The organism is uncultured Thermanaerothrix sp. (genome assembly GCF_938028735.1).
Taxonomy (GTDB): Bacteria; Chloroflexota; Anaerolineae; order Anaerolineales; family Anaerolineaceae; genus Thermanaerothrix.
In genome coordinates this window covers 173,184-199,710 of sequence record NZ_CALIMF010000002.1, presented here as the reverse complement: position 1 = coordinate 199,710, position 26,527 = coordinate 173,184, and the positions used below count along the sequence as shown (strand labels likewise).

General features: G+C 54.5%; 16 protein-coding genes. 10 read left to right on the top strand and 6 right to left on the bottom strand.

Features of this window, described 5'->3' with window-relative positions; all coding sequences use genetic code 11:
• The first annotated feature begins 3 nt into the window (after positions 1-3).
• The 5 genes from Q0721_RS01605 to rpoC all read left to right on the top strand — a co-directional run bounded on the left by Q0721_RS01605 (position 4) and on the right by rpoC (position 11,565).
• Positions 4-1,746 (top strand): hypothetical protein, encoded by a 1,743-nt coding sequence (locus Q0721_RS01605; RefSeq protein ID WP_299024611.1) that lies wholly within the window; start codon positions 4-6, stop codon positions 1,744-1,746.
• A gap of 14 nt (positions 1,747-1,760) precedes the next feature.
• Positions 1,761-2,438 (top strand): (d)CMP kinase, encoded by a 678-nt coding sequence (gene cmk, locus Q0721_RS01600; protein WP_299024610.1) that lies wholly within the window; start codon positions 1,761-1,763, stop codon positions 2,436-2,438.
• Between the two features lie 8 nt (positions 2,439-2,446).
• Positions 2,447-3,787, top strand: a complete 1,341-nt coding sequence (locus Q0721_RS01595) for a C69 family dipeptidase (protein ID WP_299024609.1) — start codon at positions 2,447-2,449, stop codon at positions 3,785-3,787.
• A gap of 26 nt (positions 3,788-3,813) precedes the next feature.
• Positions 3,814-7,122, top strand: a complete 3,309-nt coding sequence (locus Q0721_RS01590; protein ID WP_299024608.1) for an ATP-binding protein — start codon at positions 3,814-3,816, stop codon at positions 7,120-7,122.
• A gap of 216 nt (positions 7,123-7,338) precedes the next feature.
• Positions 7,339-11,565 carry a DNA-directed RNA polymerase subunit beta' gene (gene rpoC, locus Q0721_RS01585; protein ID WP_299024607.1) on the top strand — a complete coding sequence of 1,409 codons (4,227 nt, stop codon included), beginning with the start codon at positions 7,339-7,341 and terminating at the stop codon, positions 11,563-11,565.
• A gap of 72 nt (positions 11,566-11,637) precedes the next feature.
• On the opposite strand, the gene Q0721_RS01580 is transcribed toward rpoC, so the two are convergent.
• The 5 genes from Q0721_RS01580 to Q0721_RS01560 are packed head-to-tail and all read right to left on the bottom strand — an operon-like array spanning position 11,638 to position 15,968.
• Positions 11,638-12,732, bottom strand: a complete 1,095-nt coding sequence (locus tag Q0721_RS01580) for a nuclear transport factor 2 family protein (RefSeq protein WP_299024606.1) — start codon at positions 12,730-12,732, stop codon at positions 11,638-11,640.
• A gap of 27 nt (positions 12,733-12,759) precedes the next feature.
• Positions 12,760-13,338, bottom strand: a complete 579-nt coding sequence (locus Q0721_RS01575) for an HDIG domain-containing metalloprotein (protein WP_299024605.1) — start codon at positions 13,336-13,338, stop codon at positions 12,760-12,762.
• A 29-nt stretch (positions 13,339-13,367) separates the two neighbouring features.
• Positions 13,368-14,036, bottom strand: a complete 669-nt coding sequence (locus Q0721_RS01570) for an ElyC/SanA/YdcF family protein (RefSeq protein WP_299024604.1) — start codon at positions 14,034-14,036, stop codon at positions 13,368-13,370.
• 40 nt (positions 14,037-14,076) lie between these two features.
• Positions 14,077-15,111 carry a PhnD/SsuA/transferrin family substrate-binding protein gene (locus Q0721_RS01565; RefSeq protein ID WP_299024603.1) on the bottom strand — a complete coding sequence of 345 codons (1,035 nt, stop codon included), beginning with the start codon at positions 15,109-15,111 and terminating at the stop codon, positions 14,077-14,079.
• Positions 15,093-15,968, bottom strand: coding sequence for a biotin/lipoate A/B protein ligase family protein (locus Q0721_RS01560; protein WP_299024602.1), 876 nt, complete (start codon positions 15,966-15,968; stop codon positions 15,093-15,095). The genes Q0721_RS01565 and Q0721_RS01560 overlap by 19 nt, the downstream gene beginning before the upstream one ends.
• A 275-nt stretch (positions 15,969-16,243) precedes the next feature.
• On the opposite strand from Q0721_RS01560, the gene Q0721_RS01555 reads away from it, so the two are divergent.
• The 5 genes from Q0721_RS01555 (at position 16,244) to Q0721_RS01535 (ending at position 25,038) form a co-directional block, all read left to right on the top strand.
• Positions 16,244-17,536: an extracellular solute-binding protein gene (locus tag Q0721_RS01555; RefSeq protein WP_299024601.1), complete on the top strand. Its 1,293-nt coding sequence runs from the start codon at positions 16,244-16,246 to the stop codon at positions 17,534-17,536.
• 33 nt (positions 17,537-17,569) lie between these two features.
• Entirely contained in the window at positions 17,570-19,108 is a 1,539-nt protein-coding gene (locus Q0721_RS01550; RefSeq protein WP_299024600.1) for a sugar ABC transporter permease, read from the top strand.
• A gap of 14 nt (positions 19,109-19,122) precedes the next feature.
• On the top strand, positions 19,123-20,031 hold the full coding sequence (locus tag Q0721_RS01545; RefSeq protein WP_299024599.1) for a sugar ABC transporter permease: 909 nt from the start codon (positions 19,123-19,125) through the stop codon (positions 20,029-20,031).
• A 4-nt stretch (positions 20,032-20,035) separates the two neighbouring features.
• Positions 20,036-23,140, top strand: coding sequence for a glucodextranase DOMON-like domain-containing protein (locus tag Q0721_RS01540; protein WP_299024597.1), 3,105 nt, complete (start codon positions 20,036-20,038; stop codon positions 23,138-23,140).
• 134 nt (positions 23,141-23,274) lie between these two features.
• Positions 23,275-25,038 (top strand): nucleoside kinase, encoded by a 1,764-nt coding sequence (locus tag Q0721_RS01535; RefSeq protein WP_299024595.1) that lies wholly within the window; start codon positions 23,275-23,277, stop codon positions 25,036-25,038.
• Positions 25,039-25,094: 56 nt separating this feature from the next.
• Here Q0721_RS01535 and Q0721_RS01530 read toward each other — a convergent pair whose 3' ends face one another.
• Complete coding sequence (locus Q0721_RS01530) at positions 25,095-26,417, bottom strand: PLP-dependent aminotransferase family protein (protein WP_299024593.1); 1,323 nt, start codon at positions 26,415-26,417, stop codon at positions 25,095-25,097.
• Positions 26,418-26,527 lie beyond the last annotated feature (110 nt).

Here is a 26,527-nt window from a genome sequence, read left to right as displayed (position 1 = left end):
AGCATGAGCATATCACGGCTAAGTCAAGTGCCGCAGTCGACAGCCAAGTTGGAGATGAGCCTTTTTGCGGGGGTGCTTGCGTTGGGGCTTCTCGTGCGGTTGGTGGCTCTCGATAGGCTTCCTCTAAGCGAGAGAGAAGCCCACTTGGCCTGGCAGGCTTATGCACTGGCGCAGGGACACTCAGTTCCCGGCCTGGCAGGGCAACCCGGTTATCTGTTGCCCACAGCATTAGCATTTTGCCTGTTTGGCGCCCGCGAGGCCACCGCGCGGTTCTGGCCCGCGCTATGGGGAACTCTGGTAGTGGGCTTGCCATGGCTACTACGACGTCAGTTGGGCCAACGTCTGGCGCTTCTCCTGGCGTTGGGCCTGGCGCTGGATGCCGGGTTAGTGGCAACCTCACGCTTGGCGGCGGCTGATAGTCTGGCCTTGTGGAGTCTGTTGGGGCTGGTCACCTTTTCCTGGCGTGGAGAGTGGCACCTAGCCGGGATTGCACTGGCGTTGGGGATTCTTTCTGGTGCTTCCTTCTGGCTGGGTGGCCTGATTCTAGGAGTGACCTGGTTATTGTGGCGCTGGATCGAGGGGATCTTTTCAGTTGAAGCATCTCCTTTGCTCTTTGGGGAGAAACCCAGACTGCCGATTTCCTGGTCAGGTCTTGCCCTTTCGGCTTTGTTAACTGTCTTATTATTGGGGAGTGGCCTGGGAATCATGGGGCGTGGCCTGGGTGCAGCGGCCACTGGTGTGGCTGAATTCCTGCGTGGGTGGGTAGCCGACGGCGTCTCGTCTGGGTTATTGGGGGTGGCTTTACTCGTCTATCAGCCATTGGGCTGGGTCTTGGCCCTGGGCCAGTGGACCAAAGGCTGGCGCCGTATGGCGACTCTGTCACGTCTGGCCACCCTCTGGCTAGGGGTTGGGGTAGTTATTTTGATGGTGTATCCAGGGCGTCAGGTGAGCCACCTGATCTGGGTACTTGTACCCGTATGGGTTTTGGCGGCTTCTACCCTGGTGCAGAGGCTGAGTGGCCTTCGTGAGACGGAGCGCATGCCCTGGCTGGTTGCTGCCACCGGTTATTTTGTTTTGTTGGGTTATTTGTGGCTTAATTTAGAGGGGCTGGTGCCTGGTAATGGGGATCCGCAGTGGCTTTGGATACGCGGATTAGCGTTTCTAGGAGCTGTGCTCTTGGGGGTTGCCATTTGGCTGGTCGTAGGATGGACGTGGGGGGCACCAATAGCTCGCCGGGGGTTGTTTTGGGGTGGCACAATCTTTCTTGCCTTGCTAACTTTTTCGGCCACCTGGCAGGCAGCCGGATTGGGACGGGCGCCCTCAGCCCAGATCTGGGGCCCTCAACCCTATGTGGCCGAGGAAGATTTGCTCCTAAAGACATTAGGGGATGTCTCAGAGTGGGTTACCGGGCGGCGAGATGCAATAGATATTGGTGTGGTAGGGCTTGAGTCAGATGCCTTAAGGTGGGCGCTGCGCCAGTTCTACCACGCTAAATTTGTTCAAACACTCTCACCTTTGGAGACCCCCTCGGTCGTTATTACCTCAGAGATGGCAACCCCGGGAGTAAGTGCCCTTTACCGTGGTCAGGATTTTGTGTGGCAAGAAACACCGGCTTGGTCGCTCTTCTTGCCAGGAGAGTGGTTATCCTGGATAATATACCGTAAGGCACCGCTGCAACGTCAGGCGATTATTGTGTGGGTGCGCGCGGATCGTTTTCCACAAGTTGTTAATCTTTCAACTCCTTAATCTTAGGGATTCTCATGGAAACACCACCGTTGACTATAGCCATTGATGGGCCGGCGGCCTCTGGTAAGTCCACCGTGGGAGAACGTGTGGCTAAGGTGCTGGGGTATTTATTCTTTGATACGGGGGTCATGTACCGTGCAGTTACTTGGGCAGCCTTGCAACGCCTGGGATCGGTTGAGGATGAGGCAGCGGTTACCCATCTAGCCCAGGCTGTGCATATTGATGTGCGGCCACCCAGCCGCGAGGATGGACGGCAGGCCGATGTATGGTTGGATGGTGAAGATATAACCTGGGCAATTCGGCGTCCTGAAGTGGATCGGTGGGTTTCACGGGTGGCGGCTTATCCGGGGGTGCGTCAGGCGATGACCCAACAACAACGGCGCATCGGTCTGCGCGGACGGGTGGTAATGATCGGGCGCGATATTACCACGGTTGTGTTGCCGGAGGCAGAAGCCAAAATTTATCTGGATGCCTCGGTCGAGGAGCGTGCCCGCCGGCGATACCTGGAGCGCAAGGCGCGTGGGGAAGAGGTCAGCTATGAAGAGATTCTAGAGGGTTTGCGCCAGCGCGATCATCTGGATTCTACTCGGGAGGTTGCTCCCCTTCGCGTTGCAGTGGATGCCATCATCATCAATACGGATGGTCTAAGCGTGGATGAAGTGGTGCAAGAAATTCTGGCACGAATCAACTAGGAGAGACCATGTGTGATACTCTGGTTGCTCTCGGGCAGGCAACTGCCGATGGTGCTGTGGTGTTTGCCAAGAACTCCGATCGTGAGCCGGACGAGGCTCAGATTCTGGAAATAATTCCTGGCGCAACCCACCCGCCAGGTGCAAGTGTCAGGTGCACTTATCTTGAGATTCCCCAGGTTGAGCGTACCTATACTGTGCTTCTCTCGCGCCCGTTTTGGATGTGGGGGGCTGAAATGGGGGCCAACGAACACGGGGTTGTCATTGGAAATGAAGCTGTCTTCACCCGCATTCCGTATGAGAAACAATCTGGTCTCACCGGCATGGATTTGTTGCGCTTAGCTCTGGAGCGCGCCCAGACGGCTGAGGAGGCATTGTGGGTCATTGTTCGGCTGCTGGAGGCCTACGGCCAGGGCGGAAATTGTGGTTTTCGTCATCCCTTTTATTATCACAATAGTTTCTTGATCGCCGATCCTCGAGAAGCCTGGGTGCTGGAGACGGCGGGGCGACATTGGGTGGCCGAACGCGTGCGCGATGTGCGTACAATTTCGAACGCGCTCAGCATTCATAAAACCTGGGATCTGGCCTCGGAAGACGTGGTGCGTTATGCGTTGGATCAAGGGTGGTGCAAACGGCGTGAGGACTTTGATTTTGCAGCGTGCTACTCGGATTGGCTGTTTACCCGTTTTGGCGATGGACGGCGGCGGCAGGTATGCAGTTTGGACGCACTCCGTAGGGCCCGCGGGAGGATCGAGGTTCTAACCTTAATGACAGCCCTGCGAACCCATAATGTCCCCCGGGGCAATCCTTGGCGCCCGGATCGGGGCTTGGTGGGAGCGGATATTTGTATGCATGCTGCTTTTGGCCCAGTGCGGCGGAGCCAGTCGGTAGCCTCATTAATCGCCCATTTGAAGCCAGGGCACTTTACCTTTTGGGCCACCGGAACCTCAGCCCCTTGTACGAGCATTTTCAAGCCGTTCTGGCTGGATAGCGGCTTGCCTGATATGGGGCCGTACCCGCGAGGGGAGTATGATCCTGAATCCTTGTTCTGGTCTCATGAGGTACTGCATCGAGAAATCCTGCGGGATTATCCCACCCGCATCGAGGCTATTCGGGGTGAGAGAGAGGCTCTAGAAGCGCGTTTTTTGGCAGAAGCAGAGCGCTTAGTGGAAGCCTCCTTAGAAGAGCGTTATCAGTTTAGTCAGCGTTGCTTGGAGCAAAGTAGGGCGACTGAACAGCGATGGTTGGATGCCATCCGTCGTTTACCCATTCGAGATCGTGCTGCTTGGCTTTATATGGCTTACTGGCAAAGCCTCAATCGCCTGGATCGAATGCCGAGCGAGATTATGTAAGGATGGAAGTGGGGTAGAATGGGTAGATGATGATTGAGTGGGTTTGGCCGTTTATGCGTGAACCCTCCCTGGTTCTGCCTTCTCAATGGGTGGGTTGGCTGGGATGGGGATTGCTTTTACTTCTCTGGGGGTGGGGGCTTCAGCGTGTGGCTCCCGGGGCTTTGCAGGCGGCTCGTCAGCACTGGTACCGCCTGTTGGGGCTGGCTTTCCTTGCTCCACTGATGACCCTGCTGGTCGGTTTACAAATTGGGGGCGAGGCTTTGCTGCCCTTGCCCTATTTGCCGGGCGAGTCGCCCCTTCCGCTATTCCTGCCATTGGCGGCTATCCCCTGGGTGGCAGCAGCGGGCTGGCTAGGGCCTTTCTGGGCCGCCTGGATAGCCCTGGAGAGTGGTTTGTTCATTGGTATTTGGGTTACGCATGATTTATTCACCCCGCTACTGATAAGTGGGTTAGGACTGCTCTATGGATTTGCTGTGACCCAGGCGTACCGAGGGCGCTTCTGGGCCTGGTTGCGTTTGCCGTGGGTAGCTGCGCTTGTTACAGGAGTGGTTTACGCGCCAATCTTGGTCTTAGGGGCCTTTTTTGCTGCCCCTGGTGGGCTTGCAACACGCCTTGATTTTGCCTTCTCCCAATCCTGGTTGACTGGCCTGGTCCGTTATGGGGAACTGCTTCTGGCAGGTGGGGTGGCGGCTGTAATGGCGGCGATCCCGGGGACGGGTTGGCGGCGCCCCTCTGTCCTGACCCCCGCGCCTTGGGAGACCAGTTTGGCCAATCGGTTGCTTTTTGTGGCTTTGCCTCTCGTCACGCTTTTGTTTCTGATCATGACGGCCAGTCACTGGATGGTTGCGGGTGCTGCTGCCCGGGGGATGCTTCGGGAGCGTTTGAGTGGGGCAGCTCAAGTCGCAGCAGAGGGATTACCCTACTTTCTTGAAAGCGGGCAGAGCCTAGTTGCTCGCCTGGCTGACCCTGCTCTATTAGAACAGCCACCAGAAACAATCCGCGAACGCTTGGCCCAACAACTGCGAGCGGTGCCTTACTTCCACCGATTAATGCTTTTTGATGCCACGGGGCATTTGGTAGCTGCCTATCCCGACCTTGATCTGAACGCCTCTCCTCTTTCGGTTCAGGAAACTCAGGGGCTTAGTCTGGCTATTAAGGGCGTTCCCATTCAGGTGTATACGATCCTGCCAGCGGGGGAGAAGCGCTCGATGCAAGTCTCATTTATGGCTGGGGTACGGGACGTTAGTGGGGTGAAAGGGGTTTTAGTGGGACGTACAGATTTCGACACCAACCCCTTCACCCAACCTGCTCTGGCAGCATTGCGTAGCATTGTGAGTGAAGGTGGAGATGGCTTTATTCTGGATGAGAACGGGATTGTCCTTTATCAGGCTAATCCTACTGCGGGGGTATTACTGGGTGAACCCTTCGGTGGCGTTATTGGGGACGGTGAACCCCGCTTTTATGAAGGGTTCTCGCCTCTGGGGATACGCCAGTTTATTTATTATCAACCCGTGGTGGGTAAGCCGTGGAGCGTTATCCTGATTATGCCCGCGCAACGCGCTCAGGATATGGCGCTACAAATCGCTTCTCCTACGCTGATCTTGCTGGTCCTCTTTGCTGGGTTGCTTGTCATTCTGTCTCGAGTAGGTTCACGTACATTGGTCACTTCGCTGTCTCTCTTAGCCTCCCAAGCCACGCGAATTGCGCAGGGACAACTGGATGCGCCTGTTCGAGTGGACGGGGTGGATGAGGTGGGACGACTGGGGCGAGCTTTTGAGCAGATGCGCTTAAGCCTGAAAGCACGTCTAGAGGAATTGAATAAGCTCTTACGGGTTAGCCAAGCGGTAGCGGCTAACTTGGATATTGAAGCGGCGATTGCCCCAGCATTGGAGGTTACGTTGGGAGACCACGTAGTAACGACACGGGTGGTCTTGATCCCAGAAGTGAAATTGGATTTTGCTAGCGGGCAGGGGGTGGCTTTAGGGCAGGGTAGCCTTGCTGGGCCTTTTGCCTATCTGGATGAGGTGCTCTTTGAGGAGGTACGCCAGCAGAATCTCCTGGCAATCACCAATGTGGGTCGTGCACGGCGTTTCCAGGAGGTGATCCAGGGACGGCCCTACCCGGCAGCACTGGTGGCGTTGCCTTTGCGTTATGAGAATACTTATTATGGCGTGTTCTGGATCGGCTATGATCAACCCCGTGCTTTTGCTGATGAGGAATTGCGTTTTTTGGAAACGCTGGCGGGTAATATTGCGATGGCGGCGGCCAATGCACGGTTGTATGCCACGGCCGAGGTAGGGCGCAAACGTCTGGAAGCCGTGTTGGCTTCAGTGCCCGAGCCGGTTCTGGTTTTTGATAATCAGAACACGCTGTTGTTACTCAATCCGGCAGCGCTTCAGGTGCGCGGTCTATTTGGGCAGGTGACTCCGGGAAGCACTCTGGAGGAAGTGATTACGGTTCCAGCGCTTTTAGAACTCCTTTCTCTCCCACCCGAGGCGCGCTTCCGGTCGCAGGAAATTACTCTTGCCGAGGGGCGGGTTTATCACGCTAGCGTGGCGACGGTTTGGGGCGAGGAATATCCCATTGGTAAGGTGTGCGTCCTTCAGGACATTACCCATTACAAGCAACTAGATGCTCTAAAGTCGGAATTTGTGGCGACGGTAAGTCATGATTTGCGCTCGCCGTTGACCCTGATTCGGGGATATGTCACTATGCTCCAAATGATTGGAGACCTTAATGAGCAACAACAGAGTTACTTGCAGAAGATAGTGCATGGCCTTGAAACAATGACGCGATTGGTCAACAACCTGCTTGATTTAGGGCGGATTGAGGCCGGGATTGAGCTAAGACTCGAAAATCTTAATCCTGCGGAAGTGGTTAATCAGGTGATTGCGCAGTTGCAACCCCAGGCTGCTCAAAAGGGCATCGAGATTCAAAGCGAGTTTCATCTCCCAGAAGGCCTAGTCCTACGTGCTGACCCTGATTTATTGAAACAGGCCTTGCTCAATCTGGTGGATAATGCGATCAAGTACACCCGACTTCATGGCAGCGTTTGGGTAAGTGCCACTTGTCAAAATGAGCGGGTGATTTTTGCGATTCGGGACAACGGTATTGGGATTGCCCCGCTGGACCTGCCCCGGCTGTTCGAGAAGTTTTATCGTAGCAGGCGACGGGAAGCCCACGAACAACGGGGGACGGGTCTGGGGCTGGCGATTGTTAAGTCAATCGTGGATCGTCATCGCGGGCGTGTATGGGTGGAGAGCCAGTTGGGTAAAGGGAGTGTATTCTATATTGAATTGCCTCTTGATCCTGAGAATGCCGAGTCTATGGTATAATTTATCTGCTTTGAGCGGGCAAACCCGTGTGAGATTTCCCAATCCTAATCTTAAAATTTCTTCAGAGGGGTTACGAAAACGTAATTTCGTGTTATAATTTTGTTTTGCATGCATGCTATAGTTGACCCCTAAGCGAACTCAAACGCGTGAGGTCGTGTCCTCAGGCGTATGTCTTGTTTAAAGTCAAAAAGGTCATTTGCTAGAGGAGGCGTATTTGTGGAAACGAAAAGCCTGATAGCCCTTCGAATCAGCCTGGCCTCTCCGGAGACGATTCGCTCTTGGTCGTATGGCGAAGTCCTCAAACCCGAAACCATCAACTATCGTCGGTTGCGTCCCGAAAAGGACGGGCTCTTCTGTGAGGCCATTTTTGGGCCCACTAAAGATTATCAATGCTACTGTGGTAAGTACAAAAATCCGCGTTACAAGGGGATTGTATGTGATAAATGTGGGGTGGAGGTTACACGTTCTTCCGTGCGTCGCGAGCGCATGGGGCATATTGAATTGGCTTCCCCGGTTGCGCATATCTGGTACACCCGTCGCGTCCCTTCGTACCTCGGGTTGCTTCTAGACATCTCGCGCCGCAACCTGGATCGTGTCTTGTATTTCGCCCAATATATTGTGACGTATGTGGACGAGGAAGCCCGCCAGAAGGTGCTCAAGCGCATGGAAGACGAACTTACTGTTTCCGAGCGCCAGAAGGCAGCCGAACTCAACAAGCGTATCCTAGAGGTCAAACAGGCGCGCGATCGCCGAATTGCCGAATTGAATCAACAGCGGGCCGAAATGGAGGCCCGGCGTGATGAGCAAATTGCCGCGCGCTTGGAACCGGTCATCCAGGAAGGGCAATCCCTGGAGCGAACCTTGCAGGAAAAAGTGGGGACGGTAGTGCGCACACCGGTTATCTTCACCTCGGCCAATGTGGAAATTGCTGCTGCGGGTGAGACTATTACCCCACAGCATATTGGACGGGTGCAGCGCGTGGTAAAGGAACACCTCGAAGAACTGGAAAATGAGTTCCGTGAGCAATTTCAACGCGAACTAGAGCAGATCAAAATGCAGATTGAGGAAATTCGTGCGCAGGCGGAAATGGAAATGGAAGCCCTGCGCAACGAACTCGAAGATCAGTCGGTGGCTGCTCAAAGTAGCAGTGCCCGCCAGCGGGATGAGTTGCAAGAATTGCGCCCCTTCACGTTCCTGACTGAGAGCCGCTATCGCGAACTGAAATCGCGATGGGGGCAAGTGTTCCGCGCGGATATGGGGGCGGAGGCCTTCTATGATATCCTGCGCCGGCTGGACCTGGATAAACTGGCCGAAGACCTCTGGCACGAAGTGCGTACATCCAAGAGCAAACAGAAGCGCAAGAAAGCCACCACGCGCCTAAAAGTGGTGGAAGCCTTCCGTCGTTCAGGCAACCGCCCTGAGTGGATGATTTTGCAGGTGTTGCCGGTGATCCCGCCTGATCTGCGCCCGATGGTGCAGTTGGATGGTGGGCGCTTTGCGACCTCGGATCTCAACGATCTCTACCGGCGGGTGATCAATCGCAATAATCGGCTCAAACGTTTGCTGGAATTGGGGGCTCCAGATGTGATCGTGCGCAACGAGAAGCGCATGCTTCAAGAGGCGGTGGATTCGCTGATTGATAATTCGCAGCGTGGTAAGGCCCTCTCGCGTCGAGGGCGCCGCGAACTCAAGTCCCTCAGTGATATGCTCAAGGGTAAGAAAGGCCGCTTCCGCCGCAACCTGCTGGGTAAGCGCGTTGACTACTCGGGTCGCTCGGTAATCGTGGTTGGACCGACCCTCAAACTCTATCAGTGCGGATTGCCCAAGACGATGGCACTGGAACTTTTCCGCCCCTTTGTGATTGCACGTTTGGTGGCCCACAATTACGCCGCAAATGTGAAGGGCGCGCGTCGTCTGATTGAACGTAATCGCCCGGAGGTGTGGGAGGTGTTGGAAGAGGTTATTAAGGAGCGCCCGGTGTTGCTCAACCGCGCCCCCACTCTGCACCGTCTGGGTATTCAAGCGTTTGAGCCGGTGCTGATTGAAGGCAGCGCCATCCAGCTCCATCCGTTAGTGACCACAGCCTTTAACGCTGATTTCGACGGTGACCAGATGGCTGTCCATGTGCCACTTTCCGAAAAGGCGGTGTGGGAAGCTCGTAACCTGATGCTTTCTTCGAAGAATCTGCTCAAACCCGCAGATGGTGAGCCGATCATTAGCCCTTCGAAAGATATGGTGTTGGGGGTCTATTACCTCACTATGCAGGATAACAAGATGCATCAGGGAGATGGGCGCGTGTTCGCTGATATTGACGAAGTGGAGTTGGCCTATCACCTTGAGCAAGTCGAAGTTCATACGAATATCCGTTTGCGGGTCAAAACCTGGTACGATGACCAAGGCAACCGTTTGCCAGCACCGCGCCAGGCTCTGATTGAGACTACCGTGGGGCGGGCACTGTTTAACCGCATCCTCCCCGAAGAGGTGCAGTTCGTCAACGAAGCACTGGATAAAGGTGGGGTTAAGGATCTCATCGCTCAAGTATATGAACTCTGTGGCGAGGAGGTCACTACCGAGGTAGCCGACCGAATCAAGGATATTGGCTTTGAGTACGCCATGCGCTCGGGGGCAACGCTAGCAGTCGAAGATATTGCCATGCCACCTGAAAAGCAGGAGATCCTGGCAAAGGCCCACCAACGGGTGGATGAAGTGCAACGCGCTTTCCGCCGCGGCTTGCTGACCGAGCAGGAACGCAATGAACGCGAAATCGAAATCTGGCAACAGACCACCAAAGAGGTAGCCGAGGCGGTGCGCCGCGTTATGGACCCCAATGGTAACCTGGCCGTGATGGCCAATAGTGGTGCTACCAAAGGCGGTTTCGGACCGATTTCCCAGTTGGCGGGTATGCGCGGTCTAATGGCAGACCCGGCTGGGCGCATCATCCGTTTGCCCATTCAGTCTAACTTCCGTGAGGGGTTGACCGCATTGGAGTACTTCATCTCTACTCATGGTGCCCGCAAAGGTCTTGCAGATACGGCTTTGCGCACAGCGGATGCTGGTTATCTGACTCGCCGTCTTGTGGATGTAGCGCAAGATATTATCGTCAACGAAGTGGATTGTGGTACCCAAGAGGGTATTTGGATCCGCAAGTCGGATGATGTGGCGGGCCAATCCATGGCCACCCGCTTGTATGGACGGTTGACTGCGGCGCGCGTGGTGCATCCGTTGACGGGTGAAGTGTTGGCAGAGCGTAACCAGATGCTTGATCATGACCTGATCCGCAAGATTCTGGCCGCCGGCATTGATGAGGTGAAAGTCCGCTCGCCACTGACCTGTGAACTCGTCCATGGTGTCTGTGCGCATTGTTACGGCATGGATCTGGGGCGTGGCAAAATGGTTGAACTGGGCGCTGCGGTTGGGATTGTGGCCGCCCAGTCCATTGGCGAGCCGGGTACGCAGTTGACTTTGCGCACGTTCCATACCGGCGGTGTGGCGGCTGGCGGGGACATCACGACCGGTTTGCCGCGTGTGGAAGAGCTCTTTGAGGCCCGCCGTCAGCCGAAGGGGGAAGCGGTTATGGCGCGCATTTCGGGAACGGCCAAGATCATCCAGTCAGATCGTTATTCCGATCAGCGCGTGGTGCGAGTTGAACACTCTGAGATGGTTAGCGATGAATATGAAGTGCCTGAAGGGTGGGAGATTGCTGTTACCGATGAGAGCGAGGTAAAGATTGGGGATCCTATTGCGACCCAGGGTGAGGCAGTGATTACGGCTCAGCACAGCGGACGGGTGCGCTTGGAAGGGCGTAAGGTGATCGTATCTTACGAGCAAAAGGAAGCCGAAGAATATGAGATCCCCAGCACAGCGCGCTTGATGATCCGTGATGGGGATCACGTGGAAGCTGGGCAACCTTTGACTGAGGGCTCGTTGAACCCGCACATGATCCTGCGGGTGAAAGGACGCGAAGCCTGTCAGATGTACCTGCTCTCCGAGATTCAAAAGGTCTATCGTGCGCAGGGTCAAAACATCAACGACAAGCACTTTGAGGTTATCATCCGTAAGATGATGGGGCGCGTTCAGGTCATTCGCCCGGGTGATTCGCCCTATCTGCCCATGGATCTGGTGGATCGGCTGGAGATTCGCCGGGTCAATGAGCAGTTGATTGCCGAAGGCAAGCAACCGGCGCGCTATGTGGAGGTCCTGTTGGGGATCACCAAGGCCTCACTGAGTACCGATTCGTTCCTCTCAGCGGCTTCCTTCCAACACACCATCAAAGTATTGGCGGGTGCTGCCATTGCGGGCGCGGTAGATCCACTCTATGGCTTGAAGGAAAACGTGATCATTGGTAAGCTCATCCCTGCCGGCACAGGATTCCACCCGGATCGCTTTAAGGCAGATGGGATTTTCTCTAAGAGTGTTTCCATGGCCAACATTACCGGCGACTGAAGTGACAGTTGGGCCATACAAAAAGCAGGCGGTGTTTAATGGCCGCCTGCTTTTTGTTTTTCTCGTGGGGTCTCAAGAAATGCGAAAAGAAGTGTAATGATAGGCAATCTTGCCATCAAAGATTCCCAAGGTATCGCTTCCGTCGCGCACGTTTCCCTGGCTGGATTGTGCTGTCCAGGTGAAGTGGCGTGAGTTTCCGCTCCCGCTGAGGCTGGTGAGCGTGAAGGTCGCCCGAGGCAGTAATTGGCGCAGCAGGCTGGTGTACCACGCGCGGATTGCTTCGCTGCCCTGGATGGTGCGCGCTGCGGTCACATGAACCGCATCGGGGTGATACAAGGCAATTACCGTATCGGGGTTGCCGCTGTTAAGGGCAGTGATAAATAATTGGGTAATATCCGGGGGAGGGGGTTGAATATTCCATGTGTAAGCGGCAATGGTGTTCCAGATAGCAGGTAGGTCACGTCGGCATTCATCCCAGGAGAAGAAGTTGGCTGCGCTAAGGTTAAGAGCACGCGCAGTATCCAGGAACGTGACGATGTCGGTAGGAGTGGGGGCCCATCCGTTGACCTTGTAAGCCGGCCCAGTCGGAATGATTGGGCGAAACGGGGTCAACGCCTGAAATTCGCTCACACACCGGCGCAGTTGGGCATCTGGGTTATGGGCCTGCTCCCAATAGACCTGCGGCATGTTGTAATCGCAGTACTCCAGAAAAGCCTGCCAGGGGAACGAGCGGTGATAAGAGGGAAAACGGTACGAACTGAGTGCTATAGGTAGGGTGGGGAAAGTGTTACGCAGGCGACTCATAAGGGTGCGGGCGGCGGTTTCTCGTCCGGGCTGCTTGAATTCTGCCTCGGCGTCAATGACGTAGCCTTCCAGCCCGAGGTTCTGAATACGCTGAATGGCAATGTTGGCTTCCCCTACCGGGTTGTTGCCATAGACATAATGCCACCCCCAGACTTTGATCCCCCGAGCGCGTAGGGCTTGCAATACCGGTGGTACCAGATCTGCCCCAGTGGTGTTGATGTTGTAAGCATAGGGCCCATCGGCCACCTTGATCAAGATATGCGTATAGCCGGAAGATTGGGCTAGGTTAGCAATGGCTTGCGCATTACCACCCTCGCAGTCGCGTATTTTCCAGATAAAAAATCCTTTGCCCTGGAGGCTCATGCTCATCCCTCTTTACCGAATTATGAACTATTCGGAAGGAGGTTGCAAGTTCCCTGCCAACCCGATGTGCGGGGCGATGCGACGCATGGCGGCAATGACGTTCTCAACATGTTCCCATAACTCGACTCCAAATTCCTCCGCGGCGCGAGCAATTTCCTCACGATTTGCTCCGGCGGCAAACGAACGTTCCTTCCACTTCTTTTTGACCGAGGCAGCAGTGAGGTCATAAAGGGAGCGTGAGGGCCGTACCAGCGCAACAGCGGTGATCAAGCCGGTGATTTCGTCGCAGGCGTAAAGGGCTTTCTCCATTAAGGTCTCTCGGGGCACTCCGGTGTGATCTGCGTGGCTCAAGATAGCGCGCACGATCTCTTCTGGAACGCCGCGGGCGCGCAAGATGGGCGCCCCAGCCTGGGGGTGCTCTTCCAGGGTGGGGTGAATTTCCCAGTCAAAATCATGCAACAGCCCAGTTATGCCCCATAGTTCGGTGTCTTGACCCAGTTTCTCGGCGTAAAAGCGCATGGCTGCTTCGACGGCAAGCATGTGGTGAATCAGGTTTTCGTTCTTCACAAATTCCTTAACAATATTCAGGGCTTCTTCACGATTCATAGGTTCTTTACTCCTGAGTAGAAGTTTTGTCAGGGCAAGTTTGCTCCGCGTTGATCGGGGAAAATAGGCTCGGGCTCACCCAGGACCGGTATGGGGCGTCGTAACCAGACATCTACAAAGGCCATTAAGGTGGCGGGTATCTCACGCAGCCGCCAATACCGATAGGAGATAGGGTGGTAGGTTCGTCGGTCTGCTGCAATTCCCCAGGCTTCAATGCCAAGCATGTTGCAGGTAAAAAGCGCGCGTGGAAGGTGAAAAGCCTGGGTGACAAGCAGGGCCTGCTGTACCCCAAAGATGTAACGTGCGCGGTAACAAGTATCGTACGTGCGGCGACCCGCATAATCCAATACGATGTCGGCTTCCGGGACCCCTAGTTGCAAGGCGTAGTCGCGCATGGCCCTTGGTTCGTTGTAGTTAATAAAGCGGTTGTCACCGCTCATGAGCAGTTTGCTCACTTTCCCCTCAAAATACAGTTGCGCTGCCGTGGCCACACGATCGCGCAAAACGGGGGAAGGGCTCCCATCGCGGGAGAGACCAGCACCGAAGACAATCGCTATCGGTGTGGAAGGGCTATCCTGAGGGTTGAAGGTGCGTGGTGCAGCGTAGAGCCATGCTACTAAGCTGGGTAGCCCTAAAATCAGCACAGCTCCGCTTCCCAGCCCTACGGAGAAAGTCAGCAGTTTTTTCAGGGTTTTCATGGGGCAAATTCTACCATGTTGAGCAAGCCGAGAGGCGTGCTCAGCGACCCAGCAGGTCCATCAGATCCAGGGATAGCACAGAGAGAGTCTCGCGCAGAGGATCATAAACCGAATCGTCTACGCGCTTGAAGGCTTGGATGGCATAGCCATTATTGAGCGAAGTAAGCACAGTATTGAGCTCGGTCTCGCCGGCGATCTCGCTCAGGCTTTGAGCGACGGCATTGCGTAACACAGTGGATACTTGTGGGTGAAAGGAAACGTTTAGGTTAGGGATGATTGGCTCTGTTTGCCAGAGGATGATAACCCGTTGTTCGGCATCGGGAAGATCACCTAGCACGTTAGAGGCCGTGCGTGGATCACCGGAGATGGCAAAAGTAGCCCCGAAGTCGCATATTCCCTTTATATAAAGGGCGCGTACTACCGCACTGGGGGTCTGAGCAATGACGCCGGGCAGGGTCTCTATATGGTGATGCTTTAGCAATGCTGCCGGAAGCAGATACCCCGCGATGGATGTAGGTTCTACCCAACAAGGGCGTAAATCGGCCAGTTGTTGAAGTGCGGTTTCTGCAGGGGCTGTGCTGCGGTTGGTGGCAGGGTCAAAATAACGGGTAAAGTTGCTTTCGGCGTTGGCTAGGAACATGCTCCCGTAGAAATAAACGCCAAAATGATTGGCCAATAATTCGACTTGTGCCAGGCCTTTTTCATGCGCCTCGATATAGGTGAGTGGAGGTAAAAAGGCGGCATGCACAGAGCCTTTTTCAAGCCCTTCCAGGAGAGAGCGGTAGGATTCAAACAGGCGTGTTTGAACACTGAGCATGGTACGTTCGCTTAGTGCACTTGCCAAGGCTTGAGCCTCGGCCTGGCGGGCGGTGGGGTCATCGGGCACAAAACCTATGACCAAGGGGTGAGCGGGATGCCCCAGGGGTGGCGGCGTTGGGGTGATGGTAGGAGGAGGGGTTTGAGATTCCGGGGTGGGAGTGTTGGGGGACGAACAGGTTGCCAATCCTACCACAAGCAGGATGCATAGAATAGCAAGCAGTCGTGTACGAATATGGATCAACGGAGTTGTGTCCATGAGGGGTTGGCGTATTTCTCGCGCATGAGTTCCTCAGCGCGACGCATCTCCAGCGGTGAAGGAGCGGTTTCCTGAAAGCGAATGTTAAAGGTTTCGGCAAAGGCACGCACAAAGGCCTCAGCGGCTGTTTCCCAGGAAATAGGGTGGCCCAACACAGCTTCGGCAGTTGTGGCATGTGACAAGAGGCGCTGGGCGTCGTCTTCGCGTTGGCGAGCATTGTCGTAGCGCAAGACGTCTAGGATGCGTGTTAAATCTCCGTGCAGAGGAAACGAGCCATGCTGAAGTACCCCTTGAAGTCGGCGCGCCTGCGCACTGCCGATGATCTTCTTGCCATCTACCGTAATCTCGTAATTTGAGGGCACTTCAAAGCACACGGCACCATTGGCGTTGACCTGCCCATATTCACGATCGGCTCGAGCCGGCAGGCCTAGGCTGTGCAAGGCCTTGACTAGCGCTGCTGCAATGCGACGATAGGATTCGAGCACACTACCGCTCACGAGGGGGTGATCCTGCGGGGCGATTACGGCGTAGGTAAGTTCATCGGTGTGGAGGATGGCCTTTCCCCCTGTTGGACGGCGTACCACCTGCCAACCCCGTGAGTTCAGGGCTTCCCAATCCACATCGTTGAGACTTTGCGCATAGCCTAATGACAAGCATGGGGGCTGCCAGGCATAAAGCCGCAAGGTAGGGGGAGATTGCCATTGGACAACGGCTTCAAGGATGGCTTCGTCTAGGGCCATATTCCAGGCGCCAGTGGCGGGCGAGGAGCGGATTAATCGCCAGGTATCCTGCATCGTGATGCGAATTATAACAAAACTGAGAAAAGCGAAAGGCCAGAAGACTAGACGTTTTCCCAAGATTGGTCCCTCACTATGCTATAATAAAATTGTTCTTATGAATAATGCAGGTTGGTTGTCCACAACCAGATTTTGGGGGGGATTAACGAAAAACTTGTCAGCATTTCTGGATCTGTGGTATATATTGGGCTTGTGCCCATGTTCGCCGCAAGTCAGGAAGGAGGTGGTGCGACTACAGAATATGATAGAAGGCCGAATTCCTCTCCTACTGTGCCAAAAGTTCCTCGCGAACAGGCATCCAAAAGTTTTTCCAAAACACCCCTAAGGAGGAAAGAATGAAAGCGAAGTTACTGCCCTTAATGAGTCTGCTGCTTGTGGTGGCCTTCGTGCTCGCCGCCTGCCAGCCGGCTGCAACGCCCACTGCAGCTCCTACTACAGCTCCCACTCAACCAGCCCAGGAACAACCCACTCAGCCAGTCGCGGCTGAAGAGGTTACCCTCTCCTTCTGGGAGCAAGAAGGCGATGAAGTGGATGTGTTCATTGATAAGCTGATAGCCGAGTTCATGGCTGCTAGCCCCAATATCAAGGTCGAACGCACCCACTATGAGAATGAGGCGCTGCGTGATCAGTTCCAAACCGCGGCACTGGCCAATGCAGCCCCCGAAGTTGTGCGCGTTCCCAACGATTTTGCAGGCCCCTTCAGCAAGCTGGATATTGTAGCCCCCGTGGATCAGCTCTTTGATCAGGCGTTCTTGGATCAGTTCTTCCCGGGTGCGCTGGAGCCGGCCATGGTCGGGGGTACCTTGTGGGGTGTGCCGGATAACTACGGTAACCATCTGATGCTGCTCTACAACAAAGATCTCATCGCTGAACCACCAGCTACGTTTGAAGACCTGATTGCGAAGGCCAAAGAACTGACCAAGGGCGACATTCAGGGCTTTGCCTATAACCTCAATGAGCCTTTCTGGGGGGCTGGCTTCTACGGTGCGTTTGGCGGCTGGCCTCTGGATGAGAACGACAAGCCCCAGTTCAACAACGAGGCGTTCATTAATTACCTGAAGTTTGTCAAGAGCCTCAAGGACCAGGGGGTTGTTCCTCAGGAGTGCGATTACAACTGCGCCGACACGCTCTTCAAAGAGGGCAAAGCGGCTATGATCATCAACGGCGATTGGTCGCTGGGCGATTACGTCAAGGCGCTGGGTGACAAATTGGGTGTGGCGCCGGTGCCACCCATCAATGGTAAGCCTTACACCGAGATGACCAGCGGCAAGTACTTCATGGTCTACAAAGGTGTTCTGGATAATCCGGTCAAGAAGGACGCGGTGGTAAAGTTCATCACTTTCATGACCTCGGCGGATGTGCAGAAGCGCTGGCTTGAGGAGTTCAAGCGTCTGCCTTCAAACAAAGAGGTGGCAAAGGATCCGTTGATCACCAGCGATCCCATTCTGGCTGGCTCAATGGCAGCACTTTCCAACGGTCGTGGCATGCCGGCAGCACCCGAGATGCGCTGTGCCTGGGATGCGTGGCGCCCGGCGCTGGAAGGCGTGATGGCGGGTACCACTACACCGGAGGATGCAGCCGCCGCGGCCCAGAAGTCGGCCGATGAGTGTGTCGCTACCCTACAATAACTAACGTGACGGTTAAGGGGAGCATGAACCCTCATGCTCCCCTTTTTTATCCAGAAGGGGACAGGTGCCATGGAGGAGAAAAACGGATTGCGCCGCTTTCTACCAACATTTCTCTGGCTCGCCGCTGGGACGGCAGTTATCTGGGGGCTCATACGTCTAATCGCTCCTTACTCCGCAGGAATCACACTAACTCAGAAGATTATTGTGGCGCGCATCACAGAAGTCGGTGGCTTCCTCATTGCTTTGCTAGTTGGGCTGGCGGCAATTGAGGTGTTTGTTTACCAGATCTTCTTTCGTGGCCCCCGTGATTTAACCACTGGAATGATTGTCCGGGGGGTGCAAGGGCTTTTTGGGCTAATTCTGCTCCTGAGCGTGATCGCTTTCTTTGATCTCACTGATTTGATCCGCCTAGGGGATGGTCCACTGGCCGCGGCCATTCGTTTCCCGCTCAATTTACCGGCCACTTTACAACGTGCTCTCATCAACGCCTCTATTGTCCCAAAGTCCTCGGCAGGGCTCTGGAGCGGGCTTCTGATGGTGCTCATTGTGGGGACGCTTCTGGCAGTGGTTCAAGTGTTAACCCGCCCACGCTCTACCAAACTGGGTCTGGCTTACCTGCTGGTTACCCCGGCTTTCATTGGGATTTTCTTCCTCATCCTCTACCCGTTTGCTTTTGAAGTCAAACTAGCTTTCTCGAATGCATCGCTAGGCACCCAGGCGACTAAAAATGCCTCTTATGGCTTGATCTATGGCTGGCAAAACTTGGTTACTTTGTTCACCGGTAATGTCGCCAAAGAGGCCAAGTTCTTTGAGGTGTTAGGCCGTACCGTGCTCTGGACAGTGATCAATGTTACCTTTCATGTTACCGGGGGGATGGTTCTGGCACTAATGCTCAACCGTCCAATGAGGTTACGGGGGCTTTACCGTACTCTCCTGGTTTTCCCATGGGCTATTCCCACCACGATTGCTGCAATGGCTTTTCGCAATGAGTTCGACTCCCGGTACGGCTTCTTCAATATCATCTTGCGTAATCTACAAGGGTGGTTTGCAGATGTAGCCAGTCATACTGGTTCGTGGTTGGTCATTGGGGATGCGTTTAACTGGCTAGCCCAGAACATTGGGCCGGTGTCCTGGAAACAAGACCCCTTCTGGGCGTTTGTTTCTGTGCTCATCGTCAATATCTGGCTGGGCATTCCTTTTATGATGGTGATCATTCTTGGCGGTTTGCAGAGCATCTCCCATGAATATTACGAGGCTGCCGAGATTGATGGGGCGAGCGCCTGGCAATCGTTTTGGAATATTACAGTCCCTCTCCTCCGTCCGGTACTCACGCCTGCGATCATCCTGGGGGTGGTGTGGACGTTCAACAAGTTCGATGTAATTTACCTGGTGACCCAGGGGGGACCACAGGAGAAAACCGATATTCTGGTTTCTTCGATGTACAAAGCGGCGTTCCAGTTCTACCGGTACGGCTTTACGGCCATGTTTGCTCTGGTCATATTCCTGATCTTGTTCATTTTCACTTTGGTGTTCTTGCGGGTTAGTGGTGGGCTGAAGTCAGCAACTGAGTAAAAGGAGAGATGACCATGAACAGCATATTGACGGCTCTGAAGCGATTTTACCGCTGGTTTTTCTTTCGCGCTCGTGGCGATAGTCCCTTCAAGCGTCTATTAATCCATCTGGGACTGATTGTTGCCTGTATCATCGCTGTGTACCCGGTTTTGCGGGTGGTGACCATTTCTCTGCGTCCCAACGATACGTTGCTGACAACCAGCCTGCGCATTATACCTGAGAATGCCACTCTGGATAACTATAAAGAAGTGCTCTTTGGGGCCCCGGAGAAAAATCGGAAATCAGACTTTTTCCTCTGGCTCTGGAACTCCCTGTCTATCGTAATGGTCACTTCAATTGCCAGTGTCACTCTAGCGGCTACCAGCGCCTATGCTTTTTCCCGATTCCGTTTCCCAGGGCGCAATGCAGGGTTGATCTTTCTGTTTACCACACAGATGATCCCGGCCGGGATGCTGCTTTTGCCGCTGTTTATCATGCTGGCAAAACTTCAGATGATCAACACCTCATTGGGGTTGATTATTGCCTATTCGGTCAGTTCGGTGCCGTTGACCATCTGGACCCTTAAGGGTTACTACGATACTATCCCGGTAGACCTAGAGGAGGCGGCGCTGATTGATGGGGCTTCGCGATTGCGCACCTTTATCCAAATCATCTTGCCTCTTTCTAGCCCGGCCCTGGCGATTGCGTTCCTGTTCAGTTTCATGGGGGGATGGAGTGAATACCTGGTAGCGCGGGTCGTTCTACAGAAGAACGAAATGTACACCTGGCCGTTGGGTATTTTTACCTATGCTCAGCAGTTTACGGTTGCCTGGGGGAAGTTTGCGGCAGCCTCTGTGTTGATTGCCATTCCCGTTATGGCGCTGTTCCTGTATTCGTCCAAATGGTTAATCTCTGGTCTCACCCTTGGGAGTGTAAAAGGATAGGCCTATGCGTCGCATCTCTCGGTCTCTCTTGTTGTTCAACACCTTGCTGATTTTAACCCTGGTACTCACGGCTTGCGCAACTGTTACACCTACACCGACTGTGTCTGCACCAACGGCTGCTCCAACCGTCACTGAGACCCAACCGCCGGTAGAGGAAGAGGTTCTATACCTAAATCTGATCTGGCATCAGCACCAGCCGCTCTATTACAAAGATGCCGAAGGGATCTATACGCGGCCTTGGGTGCGAGTCCACGCGACCAAAGACTACTACGATATGGCCGCGACGGTTGCTCAATATCCTCAGGTCCATGTGACCTTTAACCTAACGCCTGTGTTGTTGCGCCAGTTGGATGATTTCGTCCAAAACGGCGCCAAGGACAAATATTGGGTCTTGGCCGAAAAAGCCGCCAGCGATCTTACGCCGGACGAAAAAGAGTTCATCCTGCGACGATTCTTTGATGTCAACTGGGATAACATTATCAGCCGTTATCCGGGTTACAAGGCCTTGCTAGATAAGCGTGGTGGCACCGATGATAAAGCCATTGCCCGTGCGCTTGAAACCTTCACTGAGCAGGACTTTCGCGATTTACAGATCTGGTTCAACCTGGCCTGGATTGACCCGGACGAACTGGCCAAAGAACCATTGAAGTCCTTGGTGGCAAAAGATCATGGCTTTGCGGAAGCCGATAAGGTTGTCCTTTTTGGCGAGATTCGTCGCATCATGGCGCAAGTGGTGCCGATCCATAAAGAACTTCAAGAGAAAGGTCAGATTGAAGTCATTACTACTCCCTATGCCCATCCGATTTTGCCTTTGATATACGATACCAACCTGGCTGCTGTGGGCAACCCGGGGGCCGAGCTGCCGACCCGTTTTTCCTACCCCAATGATGCCATTGCGCATCTACAACGCAGTGTTCAGATTTACCAGGAGCATTTTGGGGTTGCCCCCAGGGGGCTCTGGCCGGGTGAAGGCGCAGTTGCCCAAGAGATCGTGCCGTTGGTCGCAAAAGCTGGGTATCAGTGGATGGCCACTGGTGAGCCTGTTCTCGCCCAATCGTTGGGAATAGGCTCTTTTACCCGTGACTCCCAAGAGACAGTTCAGGAAGCTGATCTGCTGTATCGGCCCTATTACGTTCAGGACAAAGATGGTCACCGGGTGGCGGTCTTCTTCCGCGATTGGACCCTTTCGGATAAGATTGGTTTTACCTATTCCGGGATGCCAGGAGAGGCGGCTGCCAAAGATCTGATGCAGCGCTTGGAGAATATTCGCCAGCGTTTGAAAGCGGAAGGCGCAAAAGGCCCCCACATTGTGAGCATCATTCTGGATGGGGAAAACGCCTGGGAGTACTACAAGAATGATGGGAAAGAATTCCTAAATACGTTTTACCGTTTACTCTCTGAGAGCCAAACGATTAAGACCATTACCCCCAGCGAGTACCTCAAACGCTTCCCCGAGCAACGAACGCTAGAGAAACTTTTCCCAGGGGCTTGGTTCAGTCCGAACTACGATACATGGATTGGTGAGCCCGAAGAAACCCAGGCCTGGGAGTACCTGCGCCAGACACGTGAACTACTGGCCAAGTACGATATGACACGCACCCGTAAGGCCTCTGCAGAGGCAATTGCCAAAGCCCAGGATTACATGTACTTAGCCGAGGGATCGGACTGGTTCTGGTGGTACGGCAGTGATCAGGATTCGGGTCAGGATGAATACTTTGATGAAGGGTTCCGCGCCCTCTTGCGCGGGGTTTTTGAGTCCTTGGGAGAGCCTGTGCCGGCCTTTGTCAGCGTGCCGATCATTCAAGCGAAGCCGGTAGCGGCAACGCGTTCCTTAGCAGGCCTAGCCACGCCGGTGATTGATGGGGTAGCGGGTGCGGATGAATGGGCCAATGCGGCTTACTACGCGGTTGAGAGTGGGGGACCTTTGAGTGGTTTTGAAGTCGTGATGGATGGCAAGAATCTGTATCTCAAAGCCGATGCAGCCACCGGTAGCGCCTTGCCACCACGCCTGGGAATTTACCTCACAGTTCCGCGCGTAGCGAATCCTTACCCCTTCACTCAGGCTTCAGAGGGTGAAGCACCCGTCCTGCTGCGCATTGCAGCGACGCATGCCTTCGTATGGGAAGGTGGGTCGGAGGTTGTCTTTTACACGGCTTCTGCTAAAGGTTGGCAACTTGCTGGACGAGGCGGACAGGCGGCGGCTCAGGGGGCGACGGTTGAGATAGCCATTCCGTTGACGGCATTGGGGACTGTGGAAGCCGGGGATGACCTGCGGTTGGTTGTTGTTGCTCAGCCTGATGGGCAGATTTTGCCAGAGGGTGGGCCAGCGCAGGTCGTATTGCCAGATTTGGGCCTTTCGACGGTGATCCTTGAAGTTGAAGATCCTGAGGGTGATGATCACGGGCCGGGCAGCTACACCTATCCGACTGACAGCGTCTTCCAGGAAAAGGCCTTTGATCTGAAAGCCTTCCGCGTCTCGTACGATGAGAATAACCTGATTTTCCGCTTTACATTCTACGGCCCAATCCCGAATCCCTGGGGCTCGCCAAATAATCTGGCGATTCAAACGCTGGATGTTTATGTGGATAAGGACCCTGGCGCAGGGACAGGGGCACGTTTACTCCTGCCTGGCCGCAATGCTGCCCTCCAGAGCGGTAACGGCTGGGAGATTGCCATTTGGGCGGAGGGGTGGACCCCACAAATCTTAGCGCCTGATCCAACTACTTTAACCCCCAAGCAGGTCACTGGCGTCGATTTCAAAATTTTAGTAGATCCAGCAGCGCGCACGGTTACGTTGCGTGTTCCACGTCAGATCTTTGGCGAGGGAGATCCCCGCACCTGGGGGTATGTGGCGGTCGTCCTGGGACAAGAAGGTTTCCCGGCAACGGGGGTTTGGCGGGTGCGTGATGTTGAGCCCCAGGCCGCTCAATGGCGTTTTGGGGGTGGGCCTGCCGATACGAATCACACGCGCATTATTGACATGATTTGGCCAGCCGATCGTACCCCTACGCAGGAAGAAATGCTGAGTACCTATCCCTCTTCAACCCAGCCCATTGGTCAATTGACTCCAGACGATTTTGCGCAGTTGGAACTCTTGCGCGTTCCCTAGCAAAGATTAGGCTCTTGGCTAACCACAGTCCCACCCTTGCACTTTCAGAAGTGTAAGGGTGGGACTGATTCTCTGGGCGAGAGGGGTGATATACTTGATATACCTGACAGTCGTCTAAATTCTCGAGGCCTGGGATGACTAAACCACTTCATATTAGTCAGGTTGTACAACCTCGCGAAACAGTTGAAATTCACCTACCCGATGGTCGGGTGTTTAGCGGTCCACGCCATACGCCCGTAGGGGAATTCCTCAAAGCCCTGCCGGAGTGGGATAATCCCCCAATCATGGGGGCGGTTGTTAACGGCGAATTGCGCGAACTAACTTATCCCATCAGCATGGATGCTCGTGTGCGACCGGTTACCATGGCCGATGCGGATGGGGCGCGCATTTACCGCCGTTCAATTACATTCTTACTTGAAGCGGCTTTCGAGGATCTGTTCCCCCAAGCAATACTGACTGTTGATCACTCCGTGGCATTTGGAGGGTACTATTGCCGGGTGGGTGGCAGACCTCCTTTGAGTGAGGCCGAAATTGAGAAGTTGGAAGCCCACATGCGGCACCTGGTTGAGCAGGACTTGCCCTTTGAGCGCCAGGTAGTGCCCTTGAGTGAGGCTATTGCCTATTTTGAACAGAGAGATTATCCAGATAAATTGCGGTTATTGAAATACCGGCAAAAGGATACACTGGTTCTGTATCGTTTGGGGGAACATCGCGATTACCATCACGGATATATGGTGCCTTCAACGGGTTACCTGCGCTGGTTTGCCTTGACTCCGCAAGAGGATGGGTTTGTATTACGTTTTCCTCGGCGGCATGCTCCGACAGCCCTTTCGCCGATGCCGGCCTACCCAAAATTGCTGCTAGCCTTTCGCCAATACGGGGATTGGCTGGCGCGCCTAGGGATAGAAAGTGTTGGTGCTCTCAATGATGCCATTCACGCGGGGCGCATTCGTGAAGTGATTTTAGTCTCTGAGGCACTTCACGAGCAGCGTATTGCTGAAATTGCACGGCAGATTGCCCAGCGGGCCGAGTATGCGCGCATCATTTTGATTGCTGGACCTTCGTCTTCGGGGAAAACGACGTTCGCCAAGCGCTTAGCAGTGCAGTTGCTGGCGCATGGTCTCTCGCCTTTTCCGCTGGAATTGGACAACTTCTTCGTAGAGCGTGAGCGCTCCCCGCGGGATGAACACGGAAATTACGACTTTGAGGCGCTGGAGGCTCTGGACATTGCACGCCTTGAAGAGTGCCTAGAGGGGCTGATTGCTGGCAAAGTGGTCCAGCTGCCTCGCTTTAACTTCAAAACCGGGCGTCCCGAGGCTGGAGATGTTGTGCAGTTGCGTCCTGAGCAGCTGATAATATTGGAAGGTATTCACGGTCTAAATCCGCGCCTCTTGCCCGATTTTCCGCAGGAGCGAGCCTATCGCATTTACGTTTCTTGTTTGACTCAGCTTAACTTGGATCGTTATAACCGCATTTCCACGACCGATACTCGTCTGATTCGCCGTATTGTGCGGGATGCGCGTGAGCGAGGATATTCGGCGGCCGAAACGATTAGTCGTTGGGAATCGGTGCGACGGGGTGAAAAACGTTATATCTTCCCTTACCAGGAAAACGCCGATGAGATGTTTAATTCCGCTCTGGTCTATGAACTCTCAGCCCTCAAGCCCCTGGCAGAACCTCTGTTGCGTCAGGTACCTTATGGGAGTGCCGAGCACATTGAAGCAAAGCGGTTGCTGAGTTTCATGGAGTGGTTCCTACCAATTGAAAGTGATCTGATCCCAGATAACTCTATTCTTCGTGAATTCATGGGGGGGTCTATCTTAAGTGATTTTAAATTGTGGGAGCACGGGTTGGAAAGCCTTCCCAATGGTCTCTTGCCGCATTTTACCATGCGATGATAAAAATCCACCCGCCGATGATGCGGCGGGTGGATCGCTTTCTATCTGTGCGTAGCTCACTTCAAATGGGCTTTGATGACCTGGCTGAGCCGTCGGATGCCCTCGTGGATAACTTCTGGCTTGCAGTAGGAGAAATTAAGGCGCATCGTGTTTTCGCCACCCCCACAGGGATGGAAGGGCTCACCCGGCACATAGGCCACCTTGTTCTCTACTGCTTCGGCGAACAGTTCTGTGGTGTTCATGCCTTCCGGGAGGGTCACCCATAGGAAAAGACCGCCTTGTGGTCGGGTCCAACGGACGCCTTCGGGCATGTATTTCTCCAGTGCTTCGAGCATGGCATCGCGGCGTTCGCGGTAAACCTCACGGATTTTGAGCACGTGCCGGTCCAGGAACCCCCCATGCCCGACCTCATAAGCCACTACCTGATTGAAAGTGGCGGTATGCAGGTCTGCCCCTTGCTTGGCGAGCACAAGTTTTCGAATCACCTCGGTAGGACCGATGACCCAGCCAAGCCGCAAGCCGGGGGCGAGGATCTTGGAGAAAGTGCTTAGGTAGATGACGTTCCCACTATAGTATCCATTGCGGTCGTTCTGGGCGTGGATCTTGGCGTCCATAACCACGACCGAAGGTAAGTGTTCGCCCTCGTAACGCAATTGCCCATAGGGGTCGTCTTCGATGATCGGAACCCCATAGCGCGAGGCCAATTCCACCAATTGCCGACGGCGCGCGGTGGACATAGTAACCCCCATCGGGTTCTGGAAGTTGGGCAGTACGTAGATGAATTTAGGCCCAGCCCGTAAAGCGTCTTCCAATTCGTCGGTGACCATTCCCTCATCGTCAGTGCGCACGGTAATGTATTCAGCGCCGTAGGCATTCCAGGCCTGTAAGGCGCCCAAGTAGGTGGGGGATTCCACCAGGACGCGATCACCTCGGTTAATGAACACTTTGCCGATCAAATCCAGGGCTTGTTGCGAACCAGCAGTGATGAGAATGTTATCTGCAGAGACACGGATACCGTAGCGCGAGGTGTGGCGTGCAATCATCTCACGCAGGGGAAGATAACCCTCGGTTGAGCCATACTGAAGGGCCATTCCGCCGTTTTCGCGCAGGACGCGCAAGCACGCCTCAGTGAACTCTTCAACCGGGAAGACCTCTGGGGCTGGCAGCCCCCCGGCAAACGAAATCACATCAGGCTGCTCGGTCAATTTGAGCAATTCACGGATCGCCGATCCCTTCATGCGTTGAGTACGCTGAGCATAGCGGTGATCCCAAAGTGTTTGCATGCTGGTTCTCCTTGGGCTGGTCTCCAAAGGAAATTCAGGGACGTTTGCAGCGGAGGTGAACTCTTCGGGCTTGACCATAATCGGGTCGAACGGCATAGGATTACCTCCTGATCGTAGGAACTGGACGGGATAAGGGTTTCAGAGACATGGTAAGTCAAAACGTGCGTTACTTTCTAAAAAACACCAGGTGTGCGTTAGAGTTATGT

Bases quoted from the DNA above. Each gene is read 5' to 3' on its own strand.
- Q0721_RS01605 (WP_299024611.1), top strand. From the start codon at position 4: ATGAGCATATCACGGCTAAGTCAAGTGCCGCAGTCGACAGCCAAGTTG.
- Q0721_RS01535 (WP_299024595.1), top strand. From the start codon at position 23,275: ATGACTAAACCACTTCATATTAGTCAGGTTGTACAACCTCGCGAAACA.
- Q0721_RS01550 (WP_299024600.1), top strand. From the start codon at position 17,570: ATGCTCCCCTTTTTTATCCAGAAGGGGACAGGTGCCATGGAGGAGAAA.
- cmk (WP_299024610.1), top strand. From the start codon at position 1,761: ATGGAAACACCACCGTTGACTATAGCCATTGATGGGCCGGCGGCCTCT.
- Q0721_RS01555 (WP_299024601.1), top strand. From the start codon at position 16,244: ATGAAAGCGAAGTTACTGCCCTTAATGAGTCTGCTGCTTGTGGTGGCC.
- Q0721_RS01565 (WP_299024603.1), bottom strand. From the start codon at position 15,111: ATGGACACAACTCCGTTGATCCATATTCGTACACGACTGCTTGCTATT.
- Q0721_RS01570 (WP_299024604.1), bottom strand. From the start codon at position 14,036: ATGAAAACCCTGAAAAAACTGCTGACTTTCTCCGTAGGGCTGGGAAGC.
- Q0721_RS01595 (WP_299024609.1), top strand. From the start codon at position 2,447: ATGTGTGATACTCTGGTTGCTCTCGGGCAGGCAACTGCCGATGGTGCT.
- Q0721_RS01590 (WP_299024608.1), top strand. From the start codon at position 3,814: ATGATGATTGAGTGGGTTTGGCCGTTTATGCGTGAACCCTCCCTGGTT.
- Q0721_RS01540 (WP_299024597.1), top strand. From the start codon at position 20,036: ATGCGTCGCATCTCTCGGTCTCTCTTGTTGTTCAACACCTTGCTGATT.
- Q0721_RS01575 (WP_299024605.1), bottom strand. From the start codon at position 13,338: ATGAATCGTGAAGAAGCCCTGAATATTGTTAAGGAATTTGTGAAGAAC.
- Q0721_RS01580 (WP_299024606.1), bottom strand. From the start codon at position 12,732: ATGAGCCTCCAGGGCAAAGGATTTTTTATCTGGAAAATACGCGACTGC.
- Q0721_RS01545 (WP_299024599.1), top strand. From the start codon at position 19,123: ATGAACAGCATATTGACGGCTCTGAAGCGATTTTACCGCTGGTTTTTC.
- Q0721_RS01530 (WP_299024593.1), bottom strand. From the start codon at position 26,417: ATGCCGTTCGACCCGATTATGGTCAAGCCCGAAGAGTTCACCTCCGCT.